Here is an 18,624-nt window from a genome sequence, read left to right as displayed (position 1 = left end):
TAGTATTCAACAAATAGATCGGAGACGATCTCTTCCCAACCGACGAAACGAACTGGTAATGAAGCGCGATCCGATACTCGAATGTGATGTGCTGGTGCTGGGTTCCGGCGCGGGCGGCCTCTCCACCGCGGTCACCGCCGCGACGCGCGGGCTGCGCGTGATGGTGGCGGAAAAAGCCGCGGTGTTCGGCGGTACGACCGCATGGTCGGGCGGCTGGATGTGGATTCCCGGCAACCCGCTCGCAACGCGCGCAGGCATTGTCGAGGAACCCGAAGCATCGCGCACGTATCTGCGCAACGAACTCGGCGCGCACTTCGATGCGGACAAGGTCGACGCGTTGCTCGACTACGGTCCCGAGATGATCGAGTTCTTCGAACGCAATACGTCCATGCGTTTCGTCGACGGCAACCGCATTCCCGATTTTCATACCACGCCCGGCGCCGTGAGCGGCGGCCGCTCGGTGTGCGCAATGCCGTTCGACGGCCGCGAACTCGGGCCGCTGATCGAGCGGTTGCGCGAGCCGCTCGGCGTAGTGACGCTCAAAGGCATGGCGATCGGTTCAGGGCAGGACCTCGCGCATTTCTTCAACGCCACGCGTTCGGTGCGCTCCGCATGGCACGTGCTGCGCAGGCTCGCGGTGTTCGCGGGCCACAAGCTGCGTTACGGCCGATCCATGCATCTGGTGAACGGGAATGCGCTGATCGCGCGACTGCTCAAATCCGCTGCCGATCTCGGCGTCGATCTGCGCACCAACGCCGAGGCCGTCGCGTTGCTGCGCGAGGCGGGCCGCGTGGTGGGCGCACGTGTCGAGATCGACGGCGTGCCGCATGAGGTGCGCGCCGCGCGTGGCGTGGTGCTGGCTTGCGGCGGTTATCCCCACGACCTCGCGCGCCGTGCGCAAACTTTTTCCTATACGCCGTCGGGGCGCGAGCACTGGTCCGCCGCGCCGCTCACCAATACCGGCGACGGCATTCGCCTCGGCGAATCGATCGGTGCGCGCTTCGATGCTTCGCTCGAAACGCCCGCAGCCTGGGCGCCGGTCTCGCTCGTGCCGCAAGGTAAGGGGCGTGCGGACGTCGCGTTCCCGCATCTGATCGAGCGCGCGAAGCCGGGCGTGATCGCGGTGACGCGCGCGGGCCAGCGCTTCGTCAATGAAGCCTCGTCGTATCACGATTTCGTCAGCGCGCTGATCGGCACTACGCCTGCCGGTGAGGAGGTCTGCGCGTGGCTAGTTTGCGATCATCGTTTCCAGCGGCGCTACGGGCTGGGCTTCTCGAAGCCGTTTCCGTTTCCCACCGCGCCGTATCGCCGCTCGGGTTATCTGAAATGCGCGGACAGTCTTGCCGAACTCGCCGCGCAATGCGGCATCGATCGACATGGATTGGAGAGCACCGTGGCGGCCTATAACAGCTACGCGAAGGATGGCTTCGACCCGCAGTTCCACAAGGGCTCGACGCCGTACAACCGCGTGCAGGGCGACGCGCGGCACGCGCCGAGTCCGTGTCTCGCGCCGCTCGAAGACGGGCCGTTCTATGCGGTCAAGCTGCTGCCCGGCAGCCTCGGCACGTTTGCGGGCCTCGCCACCGATGCCACCGCTCGCGTGCTCGATCACGCGGGCCAGGCCGTGGCGGGCCTCTACGCGGTCGGCAACGACAGCGCCAGCATGATGGGTGGCTGCTACCCGAGCGGCGGCATCACGCTCGGCCCGGCGATGACCTTCGGTTATCTCGCGGGCCTTTCCATCGCCGGAGAAGCTCGGGCGGCGCACGTAGCGCAAGACGCATCAACACAGGCCGCCTTGAACACCACGAACACCACGAACACCACCATTCAGCCACAAGGACACATGTAATGACGCTCTACGACGTAGTGACACTGACGGTGAAGATCGGCGCGAACGCGCAGGTCTTCGAAAGCATTCAGGCAAGCGGCGATCAACCGGGCTTGAAGCTGCTCGGCTGCTGGCATTCCGATATCGGCGCGCTTGGCCAGGTGCTGGTGCTGCGCGGCTTCGATTCGGAAGCCGCGTTGATCACGGAGCGCAAACGCATGCTGCTCGATGGCAACCCGTTCGGCTGCGGTGAATTCGTCACGGACGTGAAGATCGACAGCTATTCGCTCTTTCCGTTTCTGCCGCCGATCGAACCGGCCGTATACGGCGGCATCTACGAGATGCGTGTTTATGGCACGAAGCTCGCGAGCCTGCAGCACACCATCGACGCGTGGGAGAAAGCGGTGCCCGAGCGGACGCAGCGTTCGCCGCTGGTCGGCGCGATGTATTCGCTCGACGGCAACGTGCCGCGTTTTCTGAACATCTGGCCGTATGCGAGCGTCGACGAACGTTCGCGGATTCGCGCTGAAGCGGTGAAGGACGGCATCTGGCCGCCCAAGGGCGGCCCCGCGCACCTGACCACGATGGAGTCGACGATCTGCGTGCCGGCGCCGTTCTCGCCGTTGCGCTGAGCGCGGACTCGCGGAGATGAAATCGAACTCAGGAAAGGACATGACCCAGCACAACTCAAGAGCGCTCTCGCTATCGGCGTTGACCGTGCTCGAACTGAGCCCGTCGCAAATGGTGGAGTGCGCGGCCGAGGCAGGCTACGGCTTCGTCGGGCTGCGCCTGTTGCCTGCCACGGATCACGAAGTACGCCACGACATCATCGGCGCGACGCCGTTGAAGCGCGAGACGCTTGCGTGTTTGCGCGACACCGGCGTCAAGGTGCTCGACGTCGAGATTCTGCGGCTCAAGCCCGATACCGATGTGGCCGCATATAAGCCGATGCTCGATACCGCCGCCGAACTCGGCGCGCGCTACGTGCTCGTTGCGGGCAACGATCCTGACGAAGCGCGCACCGCGGAGCATCTCGCGCAACTCTGCGATCTGGCTGCGCCGCTCGGCCTGTCGCCTTCGCTCGAACCGATGCCGTGGACCGAAGTGAAGGACATCACGCAGGGCGCGCGCATCGTCAAGGCGGCGGCACGGCGCAATACCGGCCTGATCGTCGACCCGATTCACTTCGACCGCGCGGGTTCATCGACTGACGCATTGCGCGCGTTGCCACGCGAGTACTTCGGCTACGTGCAGTTTTGCGACGCACCGGCCGAGCGTCCTGCCGACCTCGACACGCTGCTGTACCAGGCGCGTTGCGAGCGTCTGATTCCGGGCGAGGGCGGCCTCGACCTTGGCGGCATTCTGCGCGCGCTGCCGGATCATTTGCCGATCAGTATCGAAGTGCCGACCCAACGGTGGGCTCAAACCGCGCCCGCGGTGGAGCGCGCCCGCAAGCTGCGCGAGGCGACGCTCGCCGTACTCGAACGGACCTATGCGATGACGTAGCCCGTTTCATCTTCCTTCGAGCCGGTCCGCCGAAGCGCACGCCAAAGATGTCGCGCGGCATGAGACCGGCAACCTCAATCGATAGCGATAACGATAACAACAGTCCGGAGACACCTGATGGAACCTTCACTCAAGGCGCCGCGGAGACCCGCGTCCGCTTCGCGCGTCATCGACGTGCAGCAGTTGCTCGACGAACAACCCGTCGGGCGCTTTCAGATTCTCGTGTTGTTGATGTGCATGTTCATCGTCACGCTCGACGGACTCGATACCGTGATGGTCGGTTTCATCGCGCCGGCTTTGTCGAGCGCGTGGGCGATTCCGCGTGATGCGCTCGGCCCGGTGATGAGCGGCGGCCTGCTCGGCCTCGCATTCGGCGCGCTGTGCGCGGGGCCGCTCGCGGACCGCTTTGGCCGCAAGACAGTGATGACGGGCGCGGTGCTGTTCTTCGGCGTCTGGAGTCTCGGCTCCGCCTTCGCGAGCAACATCAGCGAACTCACGGTGCTGCGCTTTCTCACAGGCCTCGGTCTCGGCGCGTCCATGCCCAACGCCGCCACGCTGATGGCCGAATACGCGCCGCAACGCTGCCGCGCGCTGATGGTGACGACGGTGTTTTGCGGCTTCACGCTCGGCGCGGCCGGTGGCGGGTTCGTGAGCGCATGGCTGATCGCGTCGCACGGCTGGCATTCGGTGCTGATTCTCGGTGGCGTCCTGCCGATTCTCTACGTGCCGCTGATGATCAAATGGCTGCCCGAATCCGCGCGCTTCCTGGCGCTCAAGGAAACGCGCCGCGCGCGTCTCGTGACGGTGATGAACCGCCTCGAACCCGGCAGCGCCGATCAGTCCACGCGCTTCGTCGCGCACGACACGCCGCAGCGCGAACGCAGCCCGGTTCGTTTGATCCTGTCGCGCGACTACGCATTCGGCACGGTGATGCTGTGGGTCTGCTACTTCGCCGGCTTGCTGACCGTGTATCTGCTCGGCAGCTGGCTGCCGACGCTGATTCGCGGCGCGGGCTTCACGCTCGCCGAAGCGGCGGTGGTCGGCGCGCTGTTTCAGGCGGGCGGCACGATCGGCTCGCTGGCGATCGGCTGGCAGATGGACCGTTTCAATCCGCATCGAGCGCTGGGCGCGACCGTGTTCATGGGCGGCGTGCTGGCGTGGTACATGGGCTTGCCCGGCCACGGCATCACCGCGATCAGCGTGCTGGCGTTCGCCATGGGCTACTGCATGAACGGCTCCAACACGGGATTCTGCGCGTTGGCGGCGGGCTCCTATCCGACCCGCATGCGCGCCACCGGCACGAGCTGGATGCTGGGCATCGGCCGCTTCGGCGGGATTGCGGGGGCGATGCTGGGCGCCGGCATGCTGCACGCAAACTGGGGCTTCGGCCAGGTGTTCACGTCGCTCGCGCTGCCGGCCGCGGTCGGCGCGGCGGCGGTGCTGCTCAAGGGCGCACGCCATCGCGGGCCGGTGCTGCAGGTCAGCGCGGGCATCGGACACTGAGATCAGCAAAATTCATTGGCGCAACGTGCGGGCGCTCTTGAGTTCCGATATGGAATTGTGTTCTCATTCGGTATCGAAATCGAATCGAGAGTGCAACATGGCGGGGAATCTGGAGCGGGCGCTGGCCATCATCGAATTGCTGGCAAAGCAGGGCGGCAGCATGCAGTTGGCCGCGATCGCCGACACGCTGAATATTCCGCGCAGCGGCACCCATCGCCTGCTGGCCGAATTGAGCGAAGAGGGCTACGTGCGGCAGGACGAGCACGGCGAATACGTGCTGGCGCTCAAACTGGTGTCGCTCGCGCTGATGTGGCTGTCCACCGGCGGCGTGCTGGATATTTCGCAGCCGGTGCTCGACCGGCTGGCGGCCGCGTCGGGCGAACTGGCGCGGTTGGGAGTGGTGGAGGACGATCACATCACGTTCGTCGGCAAGGCGCAGGGCGCCAAATCCGGCTTGCGCTACGACCCGGACATGGGCAGCCAGCCGCCGCTGCATTGCACGGCGAGCGGCCAGGCGTGGCTCGCCACCATGAGCGACGAGGAAGCGCTCGAACTCGTGTCGCGTCAGGGCGGCATCGGCAAGGCGGGCCCGCGCGGCCCGAAGGCGCCGAAAACGATCCAGCAGTTCCTGCAGGACCTGGCGGGCGCGCGCAAGCGCGGCTACGGCGTCGCCAGCGAAACCTACGAGGCGGGCATGACTTCGATGGCGGCGGCGATCCGTCATCCGTTGACGGGGCTGGTGGTGGGGATCGTCAGTCTCGCGGGCCCGACCAGCCGTTTGCCGGAAGCGCGCCTGAAAGAGCTGGCGCCGGCCTTGCTCGAAGCCGCGTCGGATATGGGCGCGGCCACCATGAGTTCGCCGTATTTCAAGCGCAGTCTGCGCGTGGCGCCGGTGGCGGCCGTGGTGCAGCCGGTCGAGCCGAAGCGCAAAGGACGGCCGCGTGCCGCTTGAGTGTCGAGCGGCCTGCCACTTGCCCGCGCCGCGTCAAATTGCATCGTGCCGGGCCGTTGAGCTGAATAACCCGCTCGCGTTTCTTCCGTTTCTTTCCTGAAAATCTCCACGAATTCGTCGACGGCCACTCATGCACACTGCTGCCGGCAAAGCGGCCCCGCTGTCCCGCGCCGAACTCAGGCGTATCGTCGCCGCCATTGTGATCGGCAATGGTTTTGTCGCTTACGACTTCACCGTCTACAGCTTTTCCGCTGTCGTGATCGGCAATCTGTTCTTTCCGTCGCACAATCCGGCATCGTCGCTGTTGCTCTCGCTTGCCACCTTCGGCGCGGGCTTCGTGATGCGTCCGCTCGGCGCGATCATGATCGGCCACATTGCCGACAGCCGCGGCCGCAAAGCCGGACTCACCGTATCGCTCACATTGATGACGCTCGGCACGTGGCTGATCGCAAGTCTGCCGAGCTACGCATCGATCGGTCCGGCGGCGACCGTGCTGATGGTGCTCGCGCGCCTGATGCAGGGGCTCGCGGCGGGCGGCGAGATCGGCCCGGCGTCGGCGTCGCTGATGGAGTCGGCCGGCTACCGGCACCGCTGTTTCATGGTGAGCTGGCGCGGCGCCAGCCAGGGCGCGGCCGCTTTCGCCGCCGCACTGGTCGGGGCGGGCACCACGGCATTTCTGTCGCCCGCCGCCATGCACGACTGGGGCTGGCGCATTCCGTTCGTGCTGGGCGGATTGATCGGCCCGGTGGGCTGGTACCTGCGCCGCCGCATGCCGGCGGCCGCGCCGCAAGAGCGCACGCGGCTCAGCCCGCGACGGCTGTTTGCGGAGCACACGCGCCCGCTCGTCTGCGGCATTCTGATGATGGCGGCGCCTTCCGTGAGCATCTACGTCACCGTGTTCTACATGCCGGCCTATCTGGTGCGTACATTGCACCGGCCGCCGGCGATCAGCCTTTTGACGGCGTGCCTCTCAGGCGTGGTGATTCTCGTGGTGACGCCGCTGATCGCGCGCGCGGCCGACCGGCTCGCGAGCCGCAAAACGCTGCAATACGCGTCGCTCGTGGCGTCGCTGGCGGCGGCATGGCCCGCTTTCTGGGCGCTGACCCACGGCGCGGGCGATCTCGCGGCGCTCGTCATCATCACGTCTTACGTGGCGCTCGCGGTGAACAACGCCGGCGCCGCTTCGGTGCTGATGATGGAAGCGTTTCCGGCGCACCGGCGCGCGGCCGGACTATCGGTGATTTACAGCTTGGGCGTGGTCCTGTTCGGTGGATTTTCGCCGTTTCTGGTGACGTGGCTCATCAACCGGACGGACGATCCGATGATCCCGGCGTGGTACCTGATGGGCGCCACCGCGCTCACGCTGATCGCGCTAAAGGCGTTCCCGGAAGCGGAACCGGAGGCGGGCGCTCGCGCTACAAGCGCGTCGCAGCCGGCTGCCTGAAACGTTAGGCTGCGTTGCGCAAGTGCTGCAGGTCGAAGGCGCGGGCGCGCATGTCCTGCGGGCTCATGTCAAAGGCGCGGCGAAACGCGCGGGTGAAGTCAGACGCGCTCTGAAAGCCGAGTCCAAAAGCGATTTCCGCCACCTGCACGTGCGGATAACGGACTAGTTCGTCCGCCGCTTCGCGCAGCCGGCGGTTGCGAATATAGGCGCCGAGACCGCCTTCGTGCTCGAACCAGCGATAGATCGTCGCGCGCTTCAGTTGCAGCGTCTGAACCACGCTGGTTGGCGTGAGGTCGCCCTGGTGCAGATTGGCTTCGATATAGCGGCGTACCCGGCCCATCACCGCGGCCTGCAGCGCGGCGCGGCCCGCGCCGCTTAGGCGCGCCTCCTTGCGAAACGTGGCCACCAGCAACTGCGTCCCTGCCTGCAGGGCATCGATGGCGCTGGCCGGATCGAGGCGCGCAATGTCGCGGGCGAGCGCTGTCATGTGATCCAGTACGACGCCGGTCAGCGGCGAGCCTTGCTGGACGATGCGGCCGTGAATCGCCGCGCCGTCGCGTAACGCTTCATCCACCACCGCGGCCGGCACGAACAGGCTCAGAAGGCGGCATTCGGGGCGTTCGGCGCGGAACGGCTGGTTCAGATCGAATGCGACGATGCCTGGCACCGAACCCGGCGCGCTGCGTTTCTTGTGCATGCCGGTGACGTGGCCGACTTCCCCTTCCACGAAGAGCTGAAACACGTAATCGCGCCGCGAGTCGGTGGATACGCGGGCCACCGAGCGTTCCAGCAGCATCGAATCGGTGCGGCAGTCCGTAAAAATCATGCCGCCGACCGCGTATAAATCGATTTCACCGCGAAATCCCCCGGCAATCTGCGCTTTCGATGGCGGCGCGTCGACCACATGGCCCACGCGCTGGCGCCAGGCGAGGAATTGTTCGGCGGGTGCCAGTCCGTGCGTACTGAAACGGCTCGTCGAAATGGCGGAGCGCGAATCGGCCGCGGCGGCCGCGGCCAGATGTTGCGGCAGGGTGCGCTGGTTCATTGAATCGGTTGTTACAAGCGAGAAAGGCGTGCCGGCGGGGCCGCGGCGTGTCTACGCGGCTATTTCACGCGCCGTCGTCTAATTTTGAGACGTACGGTCAAGCCTAACAAAAAAGCGGCATTAATGTTGCGTGATTAGATGCAGATCGTTTTCGCTGACGGCGCGGCAGGCAGTCGACCGCCGCACGTTATCGGAATCGCAACTGCGCGCAGAAACAGCGCCGAGCCATTTCGCGCGGTGCAAGGGTGCGAGGTTCGCGCTTTGCCGGCAGGCAATTCACGGGGTATCAAAGATGAGCGGCACGAACATGCAACCGACCGTGCAACGCGGCGCTCGGCGTCCGGCTAGTCTGGTAGACAGCCAGTTGCAACATTTCGAGAACGTGGTGGAGTACCTGACGCGTGGGGACGCGTCAGGCGGGCTGTATCCGCTCGACCACGAGTATTGGGAAAAACGGATCCGGGCGCTGGAAGAAACTTACGAGTTGATTGCCAGCCAGCGGCACCGCCTGACGAGACTTCTCGACAGACTCGCTAGCGAAGCGCAGATGGCGCAGATGGCGCGGAATGCGCTGAAGCCGCGCACGGCCGCTTGAGTCGGTCGAAGCATAGGAACGCGAGAACCGGATTTCAGTCGGGGAGAACCAGATCGATGCATGCCGGCATCGCTAATAAAAGCAGCAGAACCTGAGAGCAAATGGCGATGGTGCGAACGGGCCCGAAGAGGCGCGTCGCACATCCCCAGCGCTTGAGTGTCAATGAACACCTGCGGCGCGAATCCGTGCCGCTGCGTCCACCGCCTCGCTCATGAGCCGGTCGATGACTTCCGCCACCGGCGCGCATCGCTCGACCAGCGCCGACGATTCCCCCGCGAACAACGCCATTTTCTCAAGATCGCCCACCGTTTCGCGGAGCGGCGAAATCGTGCTGAACTTGTAGATCGGCCCTTGATCATCGTGGGCGATTTCTTCCCGCGGCAACACATGCGGATGATTGCCGAACAGACGGTCGCCGGCCTCGCGCGTCACGCTGTTCGCCAGCACGCGCACCGGCGAGCCGGGCGGCCAGTTGATCGCATAAAGGTCGGTGTGCACGGTGTCGCCCGCTTGGGCATCGACGATTCTCTGCTTGTGATAGTCGTGCGCGAAAGACTCATGCGTCGCGACGAATAGCGTGCCGCACTGAATGCCCGCTGCGCCGAGCGCTAGCGCGGCAATCAGCCCTGCGCCGGTCGCGAAGCCGCCGGAGGCCACCACCGGCACGTGCAGACGCTGCGCGACTTCCGGCAGCAGCGCCATGATGCCGATGCGCCCACGCACGTGGCCGCCCGCTTCGACGCCTTGCGCGATGACCGCGTCCACGCCGGCCTGTTGCGCGGCAAGCGCCTCTTCGAGCGAGCCGACCTGCCAGAGGACGAGCGCGCCGGCATCTTTGGCCCGTTTTACAACGTCGGGCATGACATCCCAGAAGAAGCACATGGCCGGCACCTGCGCCGCGCGGCACACGGCGAGTTGCGCATCGAGCAGCGCGGGCTCAGTCCGGAAAGGAATCAGATTGACGCCGAACGGCCGGTTCGTCGTTGCGCGCACCGCGGCGATCTCACACTCGATCACTTCCGGCGCTTCCCCAACCATGCCGAGCAGGCCGAATCCGCCGGCGTCAGAAACGGCGACCGCCAACTCGGCGCGCGCCGGGCCGCCCATTCCGGCCGAAATCACGGGGTGCCGGCAACCGAGCAAACGCGTCAGCGCAGTATCGAACAGCGGGGTGTCGTCGTGCATGGCGGTCCTCTCATCGTGTCGCGCGGCGGTAATGCACAGGATTGTGCGGCTCGCCGCATCGAACCTGCATCCACGGCAGTCTCTTTAGAGTAGATGCAGACGAGCGCGGCGGCAGCGGGTATTTTTCGTCAGAAGATAGGCGAGCGCGGCAAGGTGATATTCAGTAATTCTGACCGCTTTTAAATAGGGAGCGGTTAATAGTAGATATGCAGAATACGCAATGAATTTAGCGCTGATAAACTGTGCGCCGGAGCAGTCTGTTACCGCAATGCACGCAGCGCTCGCTCCCCATAATCCGGCGGCTCGAAAGCGCCGGATAGACGGTAGAACTAGGCCTTTTCTGCGATTTGGAAGAAGCGGCGGCACGGCATACTGGCCGTGTGCACGTTGTTAAAAGGGACGTATGGTTGGGTGTCCTTTCTTCCGGTCATGCATGGTGTCGCATCAGTCGATCCCCCTCCGCCAACCTCTGCCCATCTGAACTTTGACAAGTATCGGGGCTCGCTTTGGGCCCGTTTTTGGAACTGACTCATGAAGCCGGGAAATAACTCGCTTGGTAAAAGACGCTCACGCAAGATCGCCATGTCGGTGACGGCGGCGCTTATCGCAGTGTTGCTCGCCTTTGGCGTGTGGCATTACCAGCAGCGCGCAGCGCAGGTCTCGCCGGCGCTGACCGGCGTTGCGAGCCAGATGCGCCACGATTCCTCGGCATGGACGCATGAAGAGAAAGACGCCTCGCAAATGTTGCGCGATATTCACGACGCCAAGGTTGCCGCGATCGGCGTGAGCCCCAACGCGATTCTGATTTCGAAGCGCGACGGCACGAAATACTTCGTCACCGACCACAACGCGACGTTCTCGCATGCGCTGCTGCTCGGCGAACCGAAGGCCGACGAGGCCGCGGCGTATCAACTCGTCTGGCTTCCCGATGCGGATATTCAAACCGGCGGCTCGCGCTGGGTGCAGGTCTTCGACCAGACGCGCGACGCCATCAGCCTGCTGTTGCCGCTGTTGTTGATCGGCGGCATGGTGTGGTTCATGCGCCGCGAAATGCGCGGCGGCGCCACGCTGCTCGCCAGGGCGCCCGCCCTGCGTTTCGACGATGTGATCGGCGCAGGCGAAGCGAAGGCGGCGCTCGCGGACATTCGCGGCTATCTGTCCGACCCGAAGCAATTCACGTCGATGGGCGTGCGCGCGCCGTGCGGCATTCTGATGGTGGGCGGCCCCGGCGTCGGCAAGACGCGGCTTGCCCAGGCGCTGGCCGGCGAGTGCGGCGCGAACTTCATCTCGATCACGGGCAGCTATTTCAGCGCGAAGTATTACGGCGTCGGCATTCAGAAGGTCAAGCATCTGTTCGAACTGGCGCGCAAGAATGCGCCCACGGTGATCTTTATCGACGAAGCCGACGGGCTCGCCAAGCGCACGGATACGGGCAGCGGCCCGGTCGAAGCGGAGAGCAACCGCATCATCAATCAGTTGCTGGCGGAAATGGATGGCTTCGCTTCGAACGAAGGCGTCATTATCGTCGCGGCCACCAATCACCCCGACAATCTGGACGAGGCATTGCGCCGGCCGGGCCGCTTCGATCGCACCGTGCAGGTCCGTTTGCCCGATCGCGAAGACCGCGCGAAGATTTTCCGTTTCTACGCGGAGAAGCTGAAGTCGAAAGCGGCCGACATCGACTACGATCAGTTGGCGCGCCTGACCACGGGCCTGTCGCCAGCAACGGTCGCGATGGTGGTGAATCAGGCGGGGCTCGTCGCGCGCAAATCCGGCGACACCGAAATCACCTCGAAGCATTTCATGGAAGCGATCAAGATTGCGCGCATCGGCGACGTGAGCGGCGCCGAGCGCGCGCTCAGCGAGGATGAACGCACGCGCATCGCCGTGCACGAAGCGGGGCACGGTCTCGTCGCCGCGCTGCTGGGCACGGGCGTGCTGGAAGAGGTCACGATCCTGCCGCGCGGCGGTGCGTTGGGTGTTGCGCTCATCACGAAAGCGCAGGACAAGCATTTGTATCGCGAGACCGAGATTCGCAACGAAATCCAGGTTTTGCTCGGCGGCCGCAACGCGGAAATTCTCACGTTCTCCGAAGCATCGAGCGGTGCGGCTTCGGATTTGCAGGAAGCGTCGCGCATCAGCCTCGACATGGTGTCGAAATTCGGCTTCAACAGCGACGGCGATCTGTTCAGCCTCGCGGCGCTGCCGTCGCAGTACGCGGGTTTGCAAATGAAGAGCGCCATCGAGCATGCGAATGTGCTGCTCAAGGAGCTGAATGAACTGTGCTACGGCTTGCTGCACGCGTACGAGCCGGTGCTGCGCGCAATCGCGGACGAATTGCTCGAGCAGGAGACCGTGCCCGGAGAAACCGTGTACCGGTTGATCAGGGAACACAAGAGCACGCTGAAGATCGTTCACGAGCCGGAAGCGGCGTGAACCGATGATCGACTGACTGCCTCGACGGCAAACGACGGGCGGCGCCAGTAAATGGCGCCGCTTTTTTATTGCCCGGCGCTAGCTAGTTACGCGAAATCGGACGGACCGGGCTCAGGAACTCCGGGAGGCGTTTCGGTGTCGCCCAGCGCCTCGCCATCAGCGTTGGCGTCGTCAGCGGGCGGCGGTGTTTCGCCTTTTTTTGGCAGCGGTTGATCGAGACCCGGTTCGACCGGCGTGGGAATTGCGTCGCCGATCGGCTTGGACACCTTGGTAGGCGGGCCGCCCGGGTCTTCTTCGGGCTGGCGCTCGGGCTCGTGCTCTTGCTCATTCGGGGAATTGGCCATGGTTGCCACGACGGGCTCTCCGGTTGATTAGGGATACACCGTTGTGCAGCAATGCGCGTACCACGGCCCGTTTTGCGTAAGCGCTAACGGCGCAAACCCTATAAAACGCCGGATTTCCAGATCATCTGCGCTGCGGCGGCCGCAACGAATACCAGCACGAGAACCCGGAACGCGGCGGGCGGCAAGCGGTCTCGCAAGGGCCGCACCAGCAGCATTCCCGCGATCACCGGCACGCTCGCGCAGGCCGAGATGGCGAGATCCGTCCAACTGGCATGCGCGCCGCCGCTGAATGTCGCGACGAGCGTGATGATCGACACCACCAGAATAATGGCGATCTGCTTCGTGAACGCTTTGCCCGTCGCGCCGGTGGCGATCAGATACATCGCGAGCAAGGGCCCTGGCACTGAAGCAATGCTCTCCATGAGGGCCGCGCCGAATCCTAGTACGAACCCGGCCGGCTTGGCCCACGTCGGCGACAGCGTCAGCCGTGGCGACGCCAGCAACAGCAACGCCGCGACCATCAGCAAGAGGCCGGCAGCCGCTTGCGCGCGATGCGGCGCGAGCGAAATCAATACGGTCACGCCGACGATATTGCCGATCACCGTGCCGATCAGCGGCGCGGCGATGCGCCGGACGGTCGGCAGCAGTTCACCGCCTTCGAGTGCCTGCGGGATATTGCCGAGGATGATCGGCATCGACAGCAGAAGAACCGCTTCCTTGATCGGCAGGAAATGGCTCAGGATCGGCATCGCCACGAGCGGTACGCCGATGCTGACCACGCCCTTGACCATTCCGCCCAGCAGAAGTGCGGCAACGATGCCGAGCAACGCGTAGAGGTTTAGCGCCTGCAGGCCTGCGCCCAGAACGCCGCCGGCGAAAGTGAGATGAGACATGATTGGAAAGCGCGTGTCGGAATCCGCGAGCCGGCCGCGCGGATCGGATCGACCGGACAGCGCGCGGGCGGTGGCTTGTTGTTATCGTTCGGCCAGTTCGGTGCCCGCGTGTCACGCAAGATCGGAAGCAGCCGGCTAAGTGAGGCCGCATGATACCGTGCCCTCACTTGCGCCGCTTGCCAGTGAAACGTAAGTCGCGCGTGGGTTAGACCGCGTCCGACGCGGCGCTCTCATTCCTCGACGAATGCTCCGCTCGCTCACGACGCGAGCGCAACGCAGCCGGCGTGTACGCCGAAGCGGACGTCGCGGCCGTTGCCGGCGCACGCCGTGTCTTCAAACGAAGGATCGGCTCTTCGATCAGCCGCCAGGATAGCATCGCCATCACGAGCGAAATCACAAACGACCCGGCGATGCCCGCAACGTGCGCCCACACGGGCACCGTGCCGCCGAAGAGCGCCGCCGCGTGATGGTTGCGGGTCAGGTCGGGGATCAGGTTGTGATAGAGATAGAAGCCATAGCTGATTCGCCCGAAGCTCACCAGCCATTTCGTTTCGAGCAGGCCGATCACGACGGCGTTGCGGCAGCAGGCAATCGAACACACCAGCGCAGCGATGCACACGCCATACGAGGCGCTCACCACGGTGAACAGCAATGGATTGTCCACCTGGCTCCAGATCGGCTCAGTCGCGCAAAAGCCCACGAGCCCGAGACTCAGCACGAAGAGCGTCACGCCGTGTCCTAGCCGCGCCCGCAAGCGGCCCGCTTTGCCCGCAATCATCAAGCCGCCCATGCCGCCCAACGCGAGCAGCCAGAAGTTCGTCAGCGGGTGCGTGTAGATGGTGATGTCCGGCCAATGCGCCGCGCGCATGGCCAGCAGCGACGCGAGCCCGACCGCGACGATCGCGAGACACACCGCGCGATGCCGGCGCGCGGCAAGCAGCAAGAGGAGTGGCGCGAACACGAGATAAAACTGCTCCTCGATCGCGAGGCTCCACAAATGCGAGTAGCGCCCCGGCCAGTAGTGCAGCACGGAGCCGATCCAGATGTTCGACAAATAGGCAAAATGAAACGGCATGCCGCTCGCCAGTTCGGGACTTGCTATGCCGAACGCCATCAGTACGCACATCACCACCAGCATCAGGTAGTAAATCGGAAAGATGCGCAGGGTTCGGCGAAACAGAAAGCGCTTCAATTCAGCGCCGAATCGACTGGCGCCGCTTTCAATGCGCGTGCGTTGCGCGGACAGAATGCCGATGATCAGAAAACCGCTCAGCGCGAAGAAGATCCATACGCCGAGATGGCCGATCTCGCCGATGTCGCCGAACAGGCGATGCTGAAAAAATACCATCAGGACTGCGATCGCGCGCAATCCGTCGAAGCCGGCAATTCTGTTGTTCATGTGGTCGTCTTCCAGTGCGAAGGTGGCGCGTGCGGCGCAGCCGTTCTGGGCGGTAATGGAAGGACCTGCGCGCATCGGTGACGCTCAGGTCGGCCGTGGCGGTTGGAAAGGCGTCGCAATGACGCTCGGCGTGCCGGCCGATCGCGGATCGGCCGGCCGCGTGTCCGGTCCACATGAGTGGACGCCGTCAAAAGGTGGCATCGCGCGAAACGCGCGAGGTCCGACGGGCGTGCATGAAACCATCCTACGATGAAAAAAGCAAAAAAAATCGCGCATCGCTCTCTGCGATTTATTTTTTGCGCTGATTACCGATTGCATTCGCGCCCGGCGAATTAAAGCCGCAAATCTTGCCGCGAACCGAATGCGTGATGACTCAGTATTACCGCATGCCGACAACGGAATTTCAAATCGCCGCCACGTAATTTGAAATTAGAGGCAGGTTGTCAGCGCGCGCCGATGGACCGCGCAGCCTCGCTGGGAACGTTTTATTGTCATGGTGTTCCTACGAAAAACGACGCGCGGCAGACGCGCGCCTATCCTGCGAGAACCTGAATGGAAACCCGTCGCGGCCGCCCCGGAGGAAGTCCCCTTGGAGGGCGCTCGATCGAAGTGGACTTCTTCCGCGGCGTCGTGCTGATCGTCATCGTGCTGGATCACATTCCCGGCAGCACGCTGTCGCATCTGATGCTGCACGCGTATGCGTTGTGCGATTCGGCGGAAGTGTTCGTGTTTCTGGGCGGATATGCGTCGGCGGCGGCGTACACGGCGGTGCTCGCGGGCCGCGGTGAGAACGCGGCGAAAATGCGCTTTGTCAGGCGCTGCTGGGAAATCTACCGCGCCTATCTGTTGACGGCGGTATTGACGCTGCTGTCCGGCGCGATCCTCGCGTCGCTCAATCTGAACCGTCCCATGGTCGATCTCACCGGCTGGCCGCCTTTCGCGGTTCAGCCGCTGCGCGAAGCCTTCGATATCATGCTGCTGCGGCGCCAGCCTTATCTGTCGAGCGTGTTGCCCATGTACGTGATCTTCGCGCTGTGCGTGCCGTTCGCGGTGCCGCTGGCGCGGCGGTCGTCGCTCATGGCGCTCGGCTTGAGCTTGCTGATCTGGGCGTTGGCCCGGCCGCTGGCCGCATTATTCAGCATTGACGACGTGGCCAACTGGGCTTTTAATCCGTTTGCATGGCAACTGATGTTCGTGCTCGGGATTCTCTGCCGGGTGCAGCCCATCAGCGAGCGCTTTCACGCAACCCGTACCGCGCGCTGGCTCACGCGGATCGCGGTGGTCGCGGTGTTGGCGTTCGCTATCGTCAAACTTTTCGTGCTGACGCAACCGTTGCCCGGCACGTTTAAACAGAATCTGTCTCCCGACCGCGTGATCAACTTTATTGTCATTGCCTGGCTCGCCGCGCAGTTCGTGCGCATGGGCAGTATCGCGTGGCTCGCGCGGCGCTTGCCTGCCGTGGTCACGGTCGGCCGCACGGGGCTTGTGTGTTTCGTTGCGGGCACACTGGTTTCGCTGATCGTCGATACGGCGACGCCGCATATGTTTCATGGCTTTCGCGGCGTGCTGATCGGACTCGGCGGCGATCTCGTCGCCATCGGCGCCGTGCTGATGATCGCGCGCGGCTGGCGCGGCTGGAGAGGGCAGCAGTCGGCGGCGGCTGCCAATGGCGCGGGTTACGGATGAGGTCGCGCCGGCGCCGTGCGCGTGTCGCGCGAGACTCGCGCGCGGTCATCCACGTTGTCGGCGCGATGTTGTGGCTCGCCGCTCACCCGGCGCTCGCCGCTCTCAAGGAAGCGCCGCTCGCCATGCGCTGTGCGGAATTAGCGGGCGCCGTTCTGCAGCCCGAACTCATTGCGTTGCCGACCGCCGGCGTACAGATCGAAAGCGCGGCGATGGTGAGCGCCACCGCGCCGGGCAATCAGCAAGGCGGCGAATTTTGCCGCATCACCGGCCGCATTAAAGGGTTCAACGCCACCACACCCGATATCCGTTTCGATCTGAACTTGCCGCGTCGCTGGAACGGCCGCGCGCTGCAGATCGGCGGGGGCGGTTACAACGGCGTGGTGGTGAGCGGCACCGGCGTGATGCCGTTTTCGCCGAACCGCGCGCCGCTCGCGCAAGGCTATGCAACCTTCGGCGACGACTCGGGGCACGTCGGCGATTCATCGGTCGCGGTGTTCGGCCTCGTCGACGAGGCGGTCACGAACTTCGGCTTTGCGCACCTGAAGAAAACTCACGATGCCGCGCTTGCCCTGATTGCGCGCGCGTATGGACGGCCGCCGCAACGGATGTATTTCGCCGGCGGCTCGACCGGTGGCCGCGAAGGCTACACCGTGATGCAGCGCTTTCCCGACGACTACGACGGTGTGATCGCCAATTCGCCCGCGCTCAATTTTTCCGGCGTGCGCCTGCTCGGCGTGAAACTCGGCCAGGCGGAATACACCACGCCCGGTGGCTTCATTCCGCCGTTGCTGCTCGAACACGTCTATCAACGAACCCTCGCCACGTGCGACCGGCTCGACGGCGCGGCGGACGGTATCGTCAGCGACGTCGCCGCGTGCCACGACCACGAAACGGAGATCATCGACTCGTTGCGCTGCAGCGGACGCACGCCGTCGCACGATGAATGCCTCACGAACACGCAGCTCTCCACTTTGCTTGTGATGCGCGACGGGCTTTCCTTGCCTTATCGTCTGGCGTGGGACGTCAACGGCTATGGCGGCTACAACATTTTTCAGGGCACGCGTCTGACCGGCCTGCTCGGCCTCGCGCATCAGCCGGAGCGCCTGCCGGTGCCGACGTTCTTCGCCAACGGCTACCTGTTCGCGCAAGGCGACGGCTACATCCGTTACTTCGTCACGCGGGACGCCAGCTTCGACTCGCTCAGGTTCGACCCGCAACATCCCGGCAAATATCGCGCGCAACTGGTCGCGCTGTCGCAGACGATCGGCGCGATGAACCCCGACCTCACGCGCTACATTGCGCGCGGCGGAAAGCTCATCACGCTGCAAGGACTCGCCGACGAAGTCATCAGCCCGAACCAGACGATCGCGTATTACGACACGCTGGTCGACCGGTTCGGTGTCGACCAGGTCAATAGTTTCATGCGCTTGTACATGGTGCCGGGATTCCAGCACGGCAGCGGCGCGTTCATTCCATCGGTCGATCTGCTAGGCGCGCTCGATAATTGGGTGACGCGCGGGGCATCGCCCGAGACGTTGACGGCAACGGATATCGCTGCGGCGACCAATGGACGCTCACGTCCGCTGTGCCGCTATCCGCTGTTTCCTCGCTATGTCGGCAAGGGCAATGTGAATCTCGCCAGCAGTTTTGTTTGCGCGGAGCCGTGACCGGCAGTTCTTGAAAAAAATGCCTCGCAGGTGGCAAGACCCACATGCGCGTCAGTGGCCTTTTGAACGCCTGACTTCCGTTCCAGAAACAGTAGGGCGGGGGGGCCCATGAGAGGCGCCCCCCCCCCACGTGGTAGA

Annotated in this window: 15 protein-coding genes; 10 read left to right on the top strand and 5 right to left on the bottom strand. The window is 64.4% G+C overall.

The window, feature by feature from the left end; genetic code table 11:
• Positions 1–58 precede the first annotated feature (58 nt).
• The 6 genes from P0D80_RS20635 to P0D80_RS20610 all read left to right on the top strand — a co-directional run bounded on the left by P0D80_RS20635 (position 59) and on the right by P0D80_RS20610 (position 7,236).
• Positions 59–1,852: an FAD-dependent oxidoreductase gene (locus P0D80_RS20635; protein ID WP_408286408.1), complete on the top strand. Its 1,794-nt coding sequence runs from the start codon at positions 59–61 to the stop codon at positions 1,850–1,852.
• Positions 1,852–2,463: an NIPSNAP family protein gene (locus tag P0D80_RS20630; protein WP_408286406.1), complete on the top strand. Its 612-nt coding sequence runs from the start codon at positions 1,852–1,854 to the stop codon at positions 2,461–2,463. The genes P0D80_RS20635 and P0D80_RS20630 overlap by 1 nt, the downstream gene beginning before the upstream one ends.
• 40 nt (positions 2,464–2,503) lie before the next feature.
• Positions 2,504–3,337, top strand: a complete 834-nt coding sequence (locus P0D80_RS20625) for a sugar phosphate isomerase/epimerase family protein (protein WP_408286404.1) — start codon at positions 2,504–2,506, stop codon at positions 3,335–3,337.
• A gap of 117 nt (positions 3,338–3,454) precedes the next feature.
• Positions 3,455–4,840, top strand: a complete 1,386-nt coding sequence (locus tag P0D80_RS20620; protein WP_408286402.1) for an MFS transporter — start codon at positions 3,455–3,457, stop codon at positions 4,838–4,840.
• A gap of 97 nt (positions 4,841–4,937) precedes the next feature.
• Positions 4,938–5,792 (top strand): IclR family transcriptional regulator, encoded by an 855-nt coding sequence (locus P0D80_RS20615; protein WP_132381976.1) that lies wholly within the window; start codon positions 4,938–4,940, stop codon positions 5,790–5,792.
• A gap of 130 nt (positions 5,793–5,922) precedes the next feature.
• Positions 5,923–7,236, top strand: a complete 1,314-nt coding sequence (locus tag P0D80_RS20610) for an MFS transporter (RefSeq protein ID WP_408286400.1) — start codon at positions 5,923–5,925, stop codon at positions 7,234–7,236.
• 4 nt (positions 7,237–7,240) lie between these two features.
• On the opposite strand, the gene P0D80_RS20605 is transcribed toward P0D80_RS20610, so the two are convergent.
• Positions 7,241–8,281 carry an AraC family transcriptional regulator gene (locus P0D80_RS20605; RefSeq protein WP_408286398.1) on the bottom strand — a complete coding sequence of 347 codons (1,041 nt, stop codon included), beginning with the start codon at positions 8,279–8,281 and terminating at the stop codon, positions 7,241–7,243.
• A gap of 307 nt (positions 8,282–8,588) precedes the next feature.
• Here P0D80_RS20605 and P0D80_RS20600 point away from each other — a divergent pair, with 307 nt between their 5' ends.
• On the top strand, positions 8,589–8,876 hold the full coding sequence (locus tag P0D80_RS20600) for a hypothetical protein (protein ID WP_207915772.1): 288 nt from the start codon (positions 8,589–8,591) through the stop codon (positions 8,874–8,876).
• 159 nt (positions 8,877–9,035) lie between these two features.
• Here the strand turns inward: P0D80_RS20600 and P0D80_RS20595 are convergent, their stop codons facing one another.
• The gene (locus P0D80_RS20595; RefSeq protein ID WP_408286396.1) at positions 9,036–10,061 is read right to left on the bottom strand and encodes an NAD(P)H-dependent flavin oxidoreductase; all 1,026 of its coding nucleotides are present in this window, start codon (positions 10,059–10,061) and stop codon (positions 9,036–9,038) included.
• A 531-nt stretch (positions 10,062–10,592) separates the two neighbouring features.
• Between P0D80_RS20595 and P0D80_RS20590 the strand changes: the two genes are divergently transcribed.
• Positions 10,593–12,497, top strand: coding sequence for an AAA family ATPase (locus P0D80_RS20590; protein WP_408286394.1), 1,905 nt, complete (start codon positions 10,593–10,595; stop codon positions 12,495–12,497).
• 86 nt (positions 12,498–12,583) lie between these two features.
• Here the strand turns inward: P0D80_RS20590 and P0D80_RS20585 are convergent, their stop codons facing one another.
• The 3 genes from P0D80_RS20585 to P0D80_RS20575 all read right to left on the bottom strand — a co-directional run bounded on the left by P0D80_RS20585 (position 12,584) and on the right by P0D80_RS20575 (position 15,133).
• Positions 12,584–12,850, bottom strand: a complete 267-nt coding sequence (locus P0D80_RS20585) for a hypothetical protein (RefSeq protein ID WP_408286392.1) — start codon at positions 12,848–12,850, stop codon at positions 12,584–12,586.
• A gap of 89 nt (positions 12,851–12,939) precedes the next feature.
• Entirely contained in the window at positions 12,940–13,734 is a 795-nt protein-coding gene (locus P0D80_RS20580; RefSeq protein ID WP_408177888.1) for a TSUP family transporter, read from the bottom strand.
• A 205-nt stretch (positions 13,735–13,939) separates the two neighbouring features.
• Positions 13,940–15,133, bottom strand: coding sequence for an acyltransferase family protein (locus P0D80_RS20575; RefSeq protein ID WP_408286389.1), 1,194 nt, complete (start codon positions 15,131–15,133; stop codon positions 13,940–13,942).
• Between the two features lie 552 nt (positions 15,134–15,685).
• On the opposite strand from P0D80_RS20575, the gene P0D80_RS20570 reads away from it, so the two are divergent.
• Positions 15,686–16,819, top strand: coding sequence for an OpgC domain-containing protein (locus P0D80_RS20570; protein ID WP_408286387.1), 1,134 nt, complete (start codon positions 15,686–15,688; stop codon positions 16,817–16,819).
• A complete protein-coding gene (locus tag P0D80_RS20565; protein ID WP_408286385.1) occupies positions 16,816–18,486 on the top strand; it encodes a tannase/feruloyl esterase family alpha/beta hydrolase in 1,671 nt (556 codons plus the stop codon). The genes P0D80_RS20570 and P0D80_RS20565 overlap by 4 nt, the downstream gene beginning before the upstream one ends.
• The last annotated feature ends 138 nt before the right edge of the window (positions 18,487–18,624 follow it).

The sequence above is a fragment of the Paraburkholderia sp. RL17-373-BIF-A genome (genome assembly GCF_046030175.1).
GTDB lineage: Bacteria > Pseudomonadota > Gammaproteobacteria > Burkholderiales > Burkholderiaceae > Paraburkholderia.
Note: the sequence above shows the minus strand (reverse complement) of the source record. Positions and strands in the feature narration are given on the sequence as shown.